Here is a 12986-nt window from a genome sequence, read left to right as displayed (position 1 = left end):
ATCGAAGTGAGTGGGGTTTGGAAGGTATTCCCTGAGTTCACGTCACAACTCCTGGGCGAAGCGCTTCTGGAGCGTGGCGAACGCCCAGTGCCCGACGAGGAAGACGGCCACCGCGAAGCCCAGTGCGGCGGCGGTGTGCGCGCCGAGCGAGGGCACCGGTGGCAGGGCACCCGGCGCGCCCGGCTCCCAGAACGCGCGCTGGAACAGCGAGACGGCGCTGACCAGCGGGTTGGCGAGGTAGACCTCGAGCAACCAGTCCGGCGCGTGGTCGCGGACATGGGTCCAGGGATAGATCATCGGGACCGACCAGGTGACGACGATCATGGTGATGTCCACGACCTGCTCCATGTCGTGGAAGAACACGTTCACCGCCGCGCACAGCAGCCCGAGGCCGATCCCGAACAGCACCACGATGGCCAGCCCGACGACCGCGCCCGCCAGGCCGCTCAGCGAGGGCCGCCAGCCGAACGACAGCGCCCCGCCCAGCAGGATCGCCATCCCCGGCCCGAAGTGCACCAGCGACACCAGCAGCGACGCGGTCGGGAACAGCTCGCGGGGCAGGTACACCTTCCGGACGAGCGGTGCGTTCTGCAGCACGGACTTGGTCGCCGACTGCAGCGTCTCGGTGAACAGGTTGACCAGCACCATGCCCGAGAACAGGTAGACCGGGAAGTTCTCGATCAGCCGGTCCATGCCCATGAACACGCCGACGACGAAGAAGTACACGGCGAAGTAGACCGCAGGCCGTACGTACGACCAGCCGAGCCCGAGCAGCGAGCCCTTGTAGCGGGCCTTCAGCTCGCGCCGTACCAGCAGCCGCAACAGGTAGCGGCGGCGCAGCACCTCGCGGAATCCGCCGCCCGCCGCCGGATCGCGCATCTCCGGCGGCGGCTGCACCGCGGTCACGGCCGTCATGTGGAGGGGCGCGAGGCCTCGAAGGTCTCGCGCCACCGCTCCGCCGAGGTCAGCTCGTCCATGGCGGACCGGTACTCCTCGGAGAGCCGGGGCCACTCCTTGTAGAGCCTGCCGTGCAGCGCGCTCGTGCGCTGCATGAGCGAGCGGAACCGCTTGGGATCGCGCTGGTACCAGGCGGCGCCGGTGCCGTCGGCCGCCGACACCAGCGCGCTGTCGAACTGCGACAGCTTCCACCACCGCAGGTCGATGTGCGGGACGAGCGCCTGCGGGTTGCGCGCCGCCGCCGTGTCGACCGGCTTCAGCTGCTTGATCCCGCCGACCACGGCCGCCTTGATCAAGCCCTTGCGGCTCTGCGGTGGCGCGGCCTCGCGTCCCTTGCGCGGCGGCCTGGTCCGCCGGATCGCCGGGAAGTCCTCCAGGTCCTCCTCGTACTTGGCGTCGCTGAACCGCCGCCTGAACTCGCGGATCTCGGCCATCTTGGTGACGATCGAGGTGTGCATGTGATCGGGCCCGCGCAGCACGTCCTCGATCGCCATCAGCATCAGCTCGGCCGCCGAGTACTGCATGGCCAGCGCGTGCTTGACCGTGACGAACAGGCTCTCCTTCAGCAGGTTGCCGCCCCGGTCGTACGGGGAGTGCACCAGCGCCGACACCAGCCGGTTGCGCTCGTGGAAGTAGGCCTGCCAGTCGATCGTGTCGTCCTTGTCATGCCACGGCACATGCCACACCGCGCTGCCCGGCAGCGAGACGGTCGGGTAGCCGGCCGCCCGCGCCCGTACGCCGTACTCGGCGTCGTCCCACTTGATGAACATCGGCATCGCCAGCCCGATGTCCTTGATCACGGCGGTCGGGACCAGGCACATCCACCAGCCGTTGTAGTCCACGTCGATCCGGCGGTGCAGCCATGCGGTCTCGCGCATCCGGTGGTAGCCGAAGTCGTGCCCGTGGAAGGTGTGCTCCGCCGGGCCCCAGAACCACCGGTACGGGGCGAGCGTCTCGCCGTAGGCGTGCAGCACCGACCGGTCGTACAGGCTGAACATGTGCCCGCCGACGATGGTCGGCTTGCGGGTGAGGTCGCCGAACGTGACGGCCCGAAGGATGCCCTCGGGCTCGGTCACCACATCGTCGTCGAGCAGCAGCACGTAGTCGCTGGCCCCGGCCCGTACGGTCTCGTCCATGGCCCGCGCGAAGCCGCCGGAGCCGCCCAGGTTGCCCTGGCCGATCACCCGCAGCCGGCCGCCCAGCCCCTTGGCCGCGTCGGCGAAGCCCGGATGGTCCTCGACCCGCTTGTCACCCTGGTCGATCACGTAGATCTCGTCGATGACCTCCAGCACGTCGGCCGCCCCGGCCAGCGCGACCAGCTGCTGGACGCAGAAGTCGGGACGGTTGAACGTGGTGATCCCGATGCTGGTGCGGCCCCGCGGCGCGTCGGTCTCGGCGCACCATTCGGCCTGTTCCAGTACGGCGGGGCCCTTTCCGGCGACCAGCTCGAACCAGTACCAGCCGCCGTCCACGAACGGCTTGAGCGGCAGCGTGAAGCGACGCTCCTCGGTGGTGGCCGCGCTCACCTCGTGCGCCTCGAGCCGCTGGGAGTGGCCCTTGGCGTTGGACCGGTAGATCAGGATCTTGGCGTCGCCGCGGATCCGGATCCGCAGCACGACCTCCTCCAGCCGGGTCCAGCGCCGCCAGTAGCTGGCGGGGAAGGCGTTGAAGTAGGTCAGGAACGAGGCGCGCCGCCCGGCCGGGACGACGACGCGGCGCCGGTCGTGGGCGGCACCGGACTCGTCGTCCGCGCGGTCGGAGCCGTCCCAGTGCTCGGCGGGCTGGAACTCGGCCGATTCCGACCCGGGCGAGGCGAGCTGCTCGGCGGACAGCCTGGCGACACCGCCGATGAGGCCGGCGGCCTGTTCCTCCGGCTCCGCCTGCCGGGTACGGACGATGTTGCCCTCGATGTAGAGCTTGAGGATGTCCTGATCGCGATCGACCGGCATCACGACCCGATGCAGAACCCGCAGTTCAGCTGCGCTCATTGGCTCACTCCGTTCGCCGGCGGGCCTCGTGCTCACTCGTCCGTCCCTCCGCTGGTGAGCGGCGCTCCCTCGGTGAAGTGGGGGCGCAGCCTGTTGTCGACCATGTTCAGCGCGCTCGCGATGGCCATGTGCATGTCGAGGTACTTGTAGGTGCCGAGCCGTCCGCCGAACAGGACGCCGTCCTCGCGCCGGGCCAGCGCCCGGTAGCGCAGCAGCCGGTCGCGGTCCTCGGCGGTGTTGACCGGGTAGTACGGCTCGTCGTCCCGCCCGGCGGAACGGGAGTATTCCCGCATGATGACGGTGCTGTCGGCGGGATGGGAGTCACGCTCGGGGTGGAAGTGCCGGAACTCGTGGATCCGGGTGTACGGGACGTCCTCGTCGGCGTAGTTCATCACCGGGGTGCCCTGGAAGTCGCCGGTCGGCTTGACCTCCACCTCGAAGTCGAGCGTCCGCCAGCTCAGCTCGCCTTCGGCGTACCCGAAGTAGCGGTCGAGCGGGCCGGTGTAGACGACGGGCACGTCGCTGGGGATGTCGTCGCGGACGTCGAAGTAGTCGGTGTTCAGCCGCACCTCGATGTCGGGGTGGTCGGCCATCCGCTCCAGCCAGGCGGTGTAGCCGTCGACCGGCAGGCCCTCGTAGGTGTCGTTGAAGTACCGGTTGTCGAAGGTGTAGCGGACCGGGAGCCGGGTGATGATCTCGGCGGGCAGGTCGCGCGGGTCGGTCTGCCACTGCTTGGCCGTGTAGCCGCGGATGAACGCCTCGTACAGCGGCCGCCCGATCAGCGAGATCGCCTTCTCCTCAAGGTTGGCCGGATCGGTCACCTCGGCGGCCTGCTCGGCGACCAGGGCGCGGGCCTCGTCGGGCGTGAAAGAGCGGCCGAAGTAGGAGCAGATCGTGCCGAGGTTGATCGGCAGCGGGTAGACCCGGCCCTTGAACGTGGAGAACACCCGGTGCTGGTAGCCGGTGAACCGGGTGAAGCGGTTGGCGTACTCCCACACCCGCTCGTTGGAGGTGTGGAACAGGTGCGCCCCGTACCGGTGGATCTCGATCCCGGTCTCCGGCTCGGGCTCGCTGTAGGCGTTGCCGCCGATGTGGTCGCGGCGGTCCAGGACCAGGACGCGCAGACCCAGCTCGGCCGCGCAGCGCTCCGCCACGGTCAGGCCGAAGAAACCGGATCCGGCCACTACAAGATCGAAATTCACCAGGCAACCCCGAAAGCCGACGGCACCGAACCCGCCTCAGCCCAGGGATGCGCCAATGCTTGCCTGCGGTGCTACCTGGGAGCCGGTGGCTGTTGCAGAGAACGGGATTAATAGGGCAAGTGCGCAGCTAAGATACCCGCTGGTCGATGCTCGCGCGGGCCGTTCACCGGCATGGTGATCCTTATCCCGTTCCAACGCCCTCTCCGTTCCCCCGATCCCCGTGGGTGGTGATCCGTGACCCCTGTCGTGTACGTGCACGTGGGCGCCCCCAAGAGCGGTACCACCTACCTCCAGAACGTGATGTGGCACAACCGCGACGCCCTGGCCGGGCAGGGGATCCTCTATCCGGGCGACGACTTCTCCTCGCACGTCTGGGCCGCGTTCGATCTGCGCGGCGCGTTCTTCGACGGGGCTCGCATCCCGGAGACCGCCGGGGCATGGCACCGGATGGTCGAGGAGATCCGGAGCCGGGACGGCGGGGCCGCCGTCATCTCCCAGGAATTGCTCGCCTCCGCGTACCCGAGACATGTCGGCCGGGCACTCGCCGACCTGGAGTTCGCCGAGGTCCATCTCGTCTACACCGTCCGCGACCTGGCCCGGCAGATCCCCGCGCACTGGCAGGAGGACGTCAAGAACCGCGCCGCGCTGACGTTCGGCGACTTCGTCGCGGGCCTGCGCGACCCGGATCGGTCCCGGTCTCCGTGGGTCCGCGAGTTCTGGCGGATGCAGGACGCCGCCGCCGTCCTGGAACGCTGGGGCACCGGCATCCCGCCCGAGCGCGTCCACGTGGTCACCCTGCCGCCATCAGGCGGACCAAGGGGACTGCTGCTCGAACGCTTCTGCGAGGTCATCGGCGCGGATCCGGCCGGCCTGGACACCTCCCAGGCGTTCGGCAACCCGTCGCTCGGTGTCGCCGAGACCGAGCTCGTCCGCCGGATCAACCTCGCCACCCGGGGCTCCGTCGAGTGGCGCACGCACGAGCAGTACGTCAAGCACGACCTGGCCCAGTCGCTGCTGACGTCCCGTACCGGAGCCGTCCGGATCCAGCTGCCCGAGGCGTACCGGCCCTGGGCGCTGGAGCGGTCGCGAGAACTGGCCGAGGCCCTGGCGAAGGCGGGTTACCGGATCATCGGCGATCTGGACGACCTGCTGCCCGCAGTCTCCGACACCCCGTTCCCCTCCGACCCCGATGAGGCCCCGGAGACCGAGGTCCTGGACGCCGCCCTGGACGCGGTCGCACACCTTCTCGGGCACTGTGCCGCGGATCTCCGCGAGGGCACCCGCGGCGCCTCGGCCGATGAGCTGCGTGACCAGGTGACCCGGCTGAGCGCGGAGACGGCGCATCTGGTGTCGTTGTCCTCGTCCCCGGTCAAGGACGTGGTTCGCAGCCTGAGCGAACGCCACGGTCTCGTGATGAGAGCCCGCCGGCTCTACTGGCTCCTCGCCGGGAGCCGCCGTACCGACGACGCAGAAAAGTGAGGCCCCGACGCCTTATGGACAAGCAGATCTACCTGCACATCGGCGCGCCCCTCGTGGGAGCCGATGCGTTGCAGGCAGTGCTGTGGCACCACGGCCCCACCCTCGCGGCGCACGGAGTCTGCTACCCGCTCGAAGGCCCGCACCAGCATTTCGCCATGACCATGGACCTGCGCGAGATGGCCTGGGGCGGCCACCGCGATCCCGCCTGGACCGGCGTGTGGGACCGCGTGGCCAAGCGGGTCCGCGCCTGGGACGGTGACCGTGTCGTCCTATCGCACGAACTGCTGGCGGGAGCGACCGAAGCGCAAGCCGCACGGGCGGTGGAGTCGCTGGGACCGGGCGAGGTGCACATCGTCTTCACCGCCCGCGACCTGGCCCGGCAGATGGCCGTCGACTGGCAGGAGCACATCAAGCACGAGCACACGGTCACCTTCGACCGGTTCGTCGACGACCTGGTGATGAAGGGCATCGACGCGCCCGCCCCGTTCGGCGAGATGTTCTGGGGCCTGCACGACCCCGTGCGGGCGCTGCGCGCATGGGGCACCGCCGTACCGGCTGAACGGGTGCACGTGGTCACCGCCCCAGCGGGCGAGCGCGCCGGAACCGCGCTGTGGCGGCGGTTCGCCGACGTCACCGGGATCGCGCCGGAGTGGTGCGACCTCGCTGGTGTCCGCGAGCAGGAACCGCTCGGCCTGGCCGAGGCCGAACTGCTGCGCCGGCTGAACGAGCGGCTCGGCTCCACCCTGGGCGCCGAGTACGAGCCGCTGGTCCGCCGCCACCTTGCGCACGAGGTGCTGGCCGATCGCGTGGAACGTACCGAGATCGTTCTCCCCGTACGGCACCACCCCTGGATGCGCGGCCGTTCGCAAGAGCTGGTGGACGGCCTGCGCGCGGCCGGCTACGACATCGTGGGCAAGCTTGACGACCTGATGCCGGACTTCAGTGGCGGCGAGCCCGCCGAGCCGGTGGAGCCCACGGAGCTGACCGGCCCGGCCGTCCAGGTGATCGAGGCCCTGCTGCGCGATCTGGCCCGGTCCCGCGAGCGCACCCAGCTCTCGGAGATCAACCACGAGCTGAGCCAGGTCCGCGAGGAGCTCGCCCGGCTGAGTGCGCCACCGATCGCCAGGCCCTCGGCGATGCGCCGCGCCGCCGGTCGATTGCGGAGTGGCCGTGGCTGACACGCCCCGCGTACTCGCCGTCGTCGTCACGTACGACCGGCGCGAGCTGCTCACCGAGGCGCTGGCCGCGATCAGGTCCCAGACCCGCGCGCCCGACGCCGTCATCGTCGTCGACAACGCCTCCACCGACGGCACGGCCGATCTCGTACGGGACCGGTTCGGCGACGTCGAACTCCTCGCGATGGCCCGCAACACCGGTGGCGCGGGCGGATTCGCCGCGGGCACCGGCCTGGCCCTGGAACGCGGCGCCGACCTCATCTGGCTGATGGACGACGACACCGTTCCAAAGCCGGATGCGCTGGCCGCGCTCATGGACGCCCGGGAACGGATTCCGGGACCGCCCGCCCTTGTCGCCAGCCGGGTCGTGTGGACCGACGGCCGCGACCACCCGATGAACACTCCCCGCCCCAAGCCGCGCACCCGCCCGGCCGAGCAGAAGGCCGCCGAAGCCGCCGGATGCGTCCCGGTCCGTTCCGCCTCCTTCGTGTCGGTCCTGGTCGAGGCGGCGGCGGTACGGGAGCGCGGCCTGCCCATCGCCGACTACTTCCTGTGGAACGACGACTTCGAGTTCACCACCCGGCTGCTGCGCGGACGGACCGGGGTGCTGTGCCCGGCGAGCGTGGTCGTCCACAAGACCAGGACGTTCGGCTCAACGGATGTGGACCCCGGCGAGCGCTTCTTCTACGAGGTCCGCAACAAGGTCTGGCTGTTCACCCGCAGCCGGGGTCTGGCCCCGGCCGAGCGCGTCCTCTACGGTGGCTCGACGCTCCGCCGCTGGACGCTGACCTTCGCCCGTTCCCAGGACAGGACCGTCCTGCGCCGGGGCCTGTTCCGCGGCCTCACCGCAGGGCTGCGCGCGGGCCCGCGCCCCAACGACGAAGCCCTCGCAGACTTGGACGTCGAGTGGAAGTAGAAGCCAAGCCGGGCCTGACCCCGGCCCCCGACCGGCTGCGCGTCCTGGACCTGCTGCGCTTCGTCGCGGCGATCGCGGTGGTCACCCACCACTTCACCGGCGTCTACTGGGAACCGTGGGGCGGCGACTCGCGCCTCATCTTCCCGTCCTTGTCGCCGCTCACCCGGCTCGGCTACCTCGGCGTCGACCTGTTCTTCGTCATCAGCGGCTTCGTGATCCTGATGAGCGCCTGGGGACGGCGACCCGGCGACTTCGCGGTGTCACGGGTGTCGCGGCTGTTCCCCGCGTACTGGTTCAGCGTCGTGCTCGCACTCGTCGTCATCACCGCCACCGGCCTGAGCGACGGCAAGCAGGACATCCTGCAGCGCTTCTTCCCCAACCTGACGATGCTGCAGGAAGGCCTGCGAGCCGGCTCGATGGAGAACGTCTACTGGAGCCTCTGGGTGGAGCTGCACTTCTACGCGCTGATCATGCTCCTGGTCTGGCGCGGCGTGACGTACGCGCGGTGCATGGCCTTCATGGCCGGCTGGCTGCTGCTCGGCGCCTTCGCGATGGAGGGCGGGCTGGGCACGCTCACCGCCATCCTGATCCCGACGTACGCGCCGTACTTCGTCGCGGGAATGGCGTTCTTCCTGATCTACCGGTTCGGCTCCAACCTCGGCCCCTGGCTGATGGTCGCGATCTGCTGGGCGCTGTCGGTCCACCACGCTCGGCAGGGCGTTCACCCATGGCAGGCGTGGCCGGGCGTCCAGGACTGGGCGATCCCCGCCGTGATCACCGCCATCTACCTGATCTTCGTACTGGTCGCCACGCACCGGCTCGACCGGATCGACTGGAGGGGATTCACCGTGGCGGGCGCGGTCACGTACCCCCTCTACCTGATCCACCAGACGGTGGCGCGCCCGCTGATCGACCGCCTGTACCCGGCGCTCGACGGCCGGCTGGTCCTGGCGATCGCGCTCGCGACCGTGCTGGTGGCCGCGTACCTGGTGTACCGCTTCATCGAGGACCCCGCCCAGCGCCGGATGCGGGCCATGCTGAGAAACGCGGCCGACCACATCCGTTCCGCCGACCCACCTACCACCGCTCCTGCGAAACGTCCCGCCCCGGCGGTGAGCCCCCGATGACGCTGAACGCCCCGTCCCGCACCCAGTCCGCGACGCCTGAGCCTGCGGCGACCCTGCTGCCTGCCCCGGCCGAACGGCTACGCATCCTCGACCTGCTGCGCTTCATCGCGGTGGCCGCGGTGATGATGTACCACTTCACCGGCGTGCCCACCACCGTGTCCTGGGGCCGGCAGGCGCGGCAAGTCTTCCCCGAGTTGGCATCGGCGGCCTACTTCGGGCAGTACGGTTACGAGCTTTTCTTCATGATCAGCGGCTTCGTGATTCTGATGGCCGCTCACGGCCGCGGTGTGGGCGAGTTCGCCATCTCCCGGATCGCACGGCTCTACCCCGCGTACTGGTTCGCGGTCTCGCTGGCGCTCGTCCTCTACCTGGTGACCGGCGTGAAGTCCGGTACGACCGGGGACCTCGGCGTCGTCCGCAGTTACCTGCCCAACATGACGATGCTGCAGGCGGGCGTCGGCGTCCCGCACATCGAGATCGTCTACTGGGCGCTCTGGGTCACGCTGCACTTCTACGTCCTCGTCGCGCTGCTGGTGTGGTCCGGAAGGCTCACCTATGCCCGCTGCGTGGTCTTCATGGGCGGCTGGTTGCTGCTGAGCGTCTTCGCGCTCGAAGGCGACATGCGTTTTCTCGACATGGCGCTGATCGCCACATGGTCGCCGTACTTCGTCGCCGGGATGGCCTTCTACCTCATCTACCGGTACGGCCCCAATCCCGTTCCGTGGCTGATCGTCTTCTTCTGCTATGGACTGGGCGTGCACTTCACGCTCAAGCGGATCAAGCCGCCGCTCGACTGGCCGGGCGTGGACGAGAAGGCCGTACCGCTTCTGCTCGCCGCCTTCTTCCTGGTCATGGCCCTGGTCGCGACCCGGCGCCTGCGCTGGCCGAACGGGCGCCTGCTGACCGCACTCGGTGCATTGACGTACCCGCTGTACCTCGTCCACGAGACGGTGTCCCGGCCGCTGATCAACAGCCTGTTCCCGTACTACTCCAGGTGGGCGGTGCTGGCCGTCGCGATCGCAACGTCGATCGCCGCCGCGTACCTCATCCACAAACTGGTGGAGGGCCCGGCCCAAAAGTTGCTGAGGCGCCGACTCAAGACCGCCCTCGCACAGATCAGTGCCGGTGGCGGCAGAGGGCCGGATCCGAACAGATGATCTGGGCCCCGGCAAGGCGCCTGCGGTTGCGCGGTTGACGACAGGTCCCCGTCGGTACCGGTGCCCCGCATCGGGTTGATCCTGAGGGCATGCCACGTGTGCCCTTATGCTCCCTAAGCGATGATCTCCTCCCGCGCTGACCGTTTCCGCGCGTTCGGCGCCGCACACTGGCCCTTCCTCACCCTGCTGGTGCTCGGTGCGCTCCTGCGAGTGGTGGCCGTGCTGGGCTACCGCTGGGCGAACTGGTTCCCGGACTCGTTCGAATACCTGGCCGGGGCGATGGAGCCGTCTCCGCACCCGGCCCGCCCGGCCGGCTACTCCCTCTTCCTGCGGGCACTGTGGCCGTTCCACAGCTTCGAACTGGTGATCGTTGTCCAGCACCTGCTCGGGCTGGGCGTGGCCACGGCGGTGTACACGCTGCTGCGCGGCCGGTTCGGCCTGCCCGGATGGGGCGCGGCGCTGGCGGCCGCGCCGATGTTGCTCGACGCGTACGAGATCCAGCTCGAGCACATGGTCATGTCGGACACGCTGTTCACCGCGCTGCTGATGGGGGCCGTCACCGCGGCGCTATGGAACCGGAGACCCGGGCCGGCGGCGGCGGCCACGGCAGGCGGCCTGCTCGCACTGGCCACGCTCACCCGTGCGGTGGCGCTGCCTCTGATCGTGCTGCTGCTCGCGTACCTGTTGATCCGCAGGGCCGGATGGCGGGCGGTGGCCCTGGCGGTCGCCGCCGCGGCGCTGCCACTGAGCTTGTACGCGACGTGGTTCTCCTCCGAACATGACCGCTACGCGCTCAGCAACAGCCGCGGGATCTTCCTCTACAGCCGGGTCATGACCTTCGTCGACTGCGCAAAGGTCGACCCACCGGCCCGCGAGCAGCCGTTGTGCCCCCACCGGCCGCCAGGAGAGCGGCCCACCTCGCACTACTACATCTGGAACGGTAAGGCGGCGCTGCGCAGCGACCCCCGACTGCCACCATGGTTCTCGGCCGAGCAGGAGAAGCTCGCCGGCGACTTCGCCATCCGCGCCATCCGTGCCCAGCCGGGCGATTACGCCTCAACGGTCTGGGAGGAGATGCAGCTCGGTTTCTCCTGGACGCGGCCTCTTTTCCCGGACAAGGTGACCTATCGCTATTACGAATTCGGCCGTCAGGAAAGGTCGCTCCCGCGTTTCGTCAAGGTCGACGTGGCGGCGTACGACGCGGGCCGGGCCAAGACGCGCATCATCGAGCCGTACGCGGGGTTCATGCGCGGCTACCAGGACCGGGTCTACATGCGCGGGGGCATTCTCACCGGCCTGCTGGCCATTGGCCTGATCGGGGTGGCGGCCGGATGGCGGCGGCGTGGCGGGCCCGCCCTGCTGCCCTGGAGCATGGCGCTGGCGCTGACCGTGATCCCGCCTATCACGGTGATGTTCGACTACCGTTACCAACTTCCCGTCGTCCCACTTGTCTCCCTGGCGGCGGCCCTCGCCTTCCCGCTGAAGAACCGGCGAAACGGCGCGGATCACACGGCGCGGCTCAAGACCGGTCTCGGACAAATCCGAGCGGACGGCACCTCCTGATGACACGTGTCCGCGGCCGAATACGGTCACGGACCACAAGGCAGGCCCAATCCTTTCCTGCGATTGTTCGGGACGTATGGAGTGGCGCATCTTCCTTGCCGGTGGCGTGCACTACGGGTTTCCCGCCGCGCTCATTTAGGGCTCGGGAGCAGCGCGGTGGTGACGGCATGCCTTGGCTTTCAGTCGCGGTGCTGCCGCGTGGGCAGAGGGCGACCGGACGGTCGTCTGGTGTTTTCGTTGGCGATTGGCAGCGTTGCAGAGGTTTCCGAAGTCCCTGCTTGTTTCCTGCAGCGTGGCGGTCAGGCTCGGTCCCGCGCTTGGGCGAGAGCGGCCTTGTATTCGTCTAGCCATTCGGCTTCGGCCTGGTCTGCGGGCATTCCGGTTAGGCCGGCGTTGAGCAGTGCTGCGGCGTCGCCGTACTCGCCGATGTTGTTGTGGATCATGCCGATGTTGAGCTGGAAGAACGGCTCGGAGTACCAGTAGACCGGCGGCGGTGGTTCGATGTCGTCTGCGGCTCGTTCGGTGGCCGTGTCGAGCAGGCGGCGTGCCTGGTCGATCTCGCCGAGGGCCGCGTATCCCTGGGCTGCCTGCAACTGGTCGAAGGTTCGTTGAACGGGATGCCCGCCCGGGGTGGCCAGAGCTGCGGACGAGGCGCGTACGACCGCGCGGGGGCGACCCTGCTGGCGGGCCACATACCCACGGAAACTGGTCGCGATCCCGGCGATGGTGCCGTCCGCGAAGTCGTCGCCCAGGTCCTCACCTTGCGCGAACAGGTTCAGTGCCTGGCCGTCCTGACGGACTGCGGCGTGAAGCCACCCGGCGTACACCGTCCACTCGGCCACGAACCGGCCGAGCCGGTCACGCAACGGACCGGACGCATCCCGGAGCATCGCCACGAGGGCGTCGAGTTGGCCGGTGACCGGGCCGAGCAGTGCGGTGGGGCCGACGGCGTCTTCAAGGCGTCTCTGGCCGGCGAGCACGGTGGCGAGGGCATTCAAGGTGCCCACGTCCAACCTTGATGGGCGCCGGACAACCTGCGTGACGCGCTCTTTGTCGTCGGGCGTGAGGGTGGTGCCGAGTGGCCTGGGAGCCGGTGAGACGGCGAGCGTCACCAGTTCGCCATCGGCGCCCAAGGCGTCGTCGAGTTCCTGGGCGAGTTTGGCGGACGGGGGCTTGAGATCCCGGGATATGCGGCTGAGATGGCCGACGTCATAGAAGGTGGCCGCTGCCAGCCTGCGCAACGACATGCCCCGCTCGGCCATGAGCGCGCGCATCTTCTCGCCGAACGTCATCCGCTTGCCACCGTTTCGCCCCGGTGTGCCCCGTTGTCTCTGTTGACCAATCCCGCAGGGCAACAGGTCAACGGCTTCCACGGTAGCCGCCGGTGGGCTCGGCTGGTGCCATGAACGTGCCGCACGGCAC

The 12986-nt window shown here is 69.2% G+C and carries 10 protein-coding genes; 6 read left to right on the top strand and 4 right to left on the bottom strand.

The features are described 5' to 3' along the window. Positions 1 to 42: 42 nt before the first annotated feature. From ACH34Q_RS09255 to glf, 3 genes are read right to left on the bottom strand one after another with little or no spacing between them, the layout of a single operon-like run. Positions 43 to 915, bottom strand: coding sequence for an ABC transporter permease (locus tag ACH34Q_RS09255; RefSeq protein WP_395982373.1), 873 nt, complete (start codon positions 913 to 915; stop codon positions 43 to 45). Beyond that, positions 912 to 2945: a glycosyltransferase gene (locus ACH34Q_RS09250; protein WP_395982372.1), complete on the bottom strand. Its 2034-nt coding sequence runs from the start codon at positions 2943 to 2945 to the stop codon at positions 912 to 914. Before ACH34Q_RS09250 ends, ACH34Q_RS09255 begins: the two co-directional genes overlap by 4 nt. Positions 2946 to 2977: 32 nt before the next feature. Continuing rightward, complete coding sequence (gene glf / locus ACH34Q_RS09245) at positions 2978 to 4129, bottom strand: UDP-galactopyranose mutase (protein WP_395982371.1); 1152 nt, start codon at positions 4127 to 4129, stop codon at positions 2978 to 2980. Positions 4130 to 4381: 252 nt separating this feature from the next. Between glf and ACH34Q_RS09240 the strand changes: the two genes are divergently transcribed. The 6 genes from ACH34Q_RS09240 to ACH34Q_RS09215 all read left to right on the top strand — a co-directional run bounded on the left by ACH34Q_RS09240 (position 4382) and on the right by ACH34Q_RS09215 (position 11564). Then, on the top strand, positions 4382 to 5626 hold the full coding sequence (locus ACH34Q_RS09240) for a hypothetical protein (protein ID WP_395982370.1): 1245 nt from the start codon (positions 4382 to 4384) through the stop codon (positions 5624 to 5626). Between the two features lie 14 nt (positions 5627 to 5640). After that, complete coding sequence (locus ACH34Q_RS09235) at positions 5641 to 6804, top strand: hypothetical protein (RefSeq protein ID WP_395982369.1); 1164 nt, start codon at positions 5641 to 5643, stop codon at positions 6802 to 6804. Then, the gene (locus tag ACH34Q_RS09230; RefSeq protein ID WP_395982368.1) at positions 6797 to 7717 is read left to right on the top strand and encodes a glycosyltransferase; all 921 of its coding nucleotides are present in this window, start codon (positions 6797 to 6799) and stop codon (positions 7715 to 7717) included. The genes ACH34Q_RS09235 and ACH34Q_RS09230 overlap by 8 nt, the downstream gene beginning before the upstream one ends. After that, complete coding sequence (locus tag ACH34Q_RS09225; RefSeq protein WP_395982367.1) at positions 7708 to 8844, top strand: acyltransferase family protein; 1137 nt, start codon at positions 7708 to 7710, stop codon at positions 8842 to 8844. The genes ACH34Q_RS09230 and ACH34Q_RS09225 overlap by 10 nt, the downstream gene beginning before the upstream one ends. Then, complete coding sequence (locus ACH34Q_RS09220; RefSeq protein WP_395982366.1) at positions 8841 to 10001, top strand: acyltransferase family protein; 1161 nt, start codon at positions 8841 to 8843, stop codon at positions 9999 to 10001. Before ACH34Q_RS09225 ends, ACH34Q_RS09220 begins: the two co-directional genes overlap by 4 nt. 120 nt (positions 10002 to 10121) lie before the next feature. Then, complete coding sequence (locus ACH34Q_RS09215) at positions 10122 to 11564, top strand: hypothetical protein (RefSeq protein WP_395982365.1); 1443 nt, start codon at positions 10122 to 10124, stop codon at positions 11562 to 11564. Between the two features lie 299 nt (positions 11565 to 11863). Here the strand turns inward: ACH34Q_RS09215 and ACH34Q_RS09210 are convergent, their stop codons facing one another. Beyond that, positions 11864 to 12856, bottom strand: coding sequence for a helix-turn-helix domain-containing protein (locus tag ACH34Q_RS09210; RefSeq protein ID WP_395982364.1), 993 nt, complete (start codon positions 12854 to 12856; stop codon positions 11864 to 11866). Positions 12857 to 12986: the final 130 nt, after the last annotated feature.

Source organism: Actinomadura sp. 9N407 (genome assembly GCF_044326315.1).
Taxonomy (GTDB): Bacteria; Actinomycetota; Actinomycetes; order Streptosporangiales; family Streptosporangiaceae; genus Spirillospora.
This window is presented reverse-complemented; position numbering and strand designations above follow the sequence as displayed.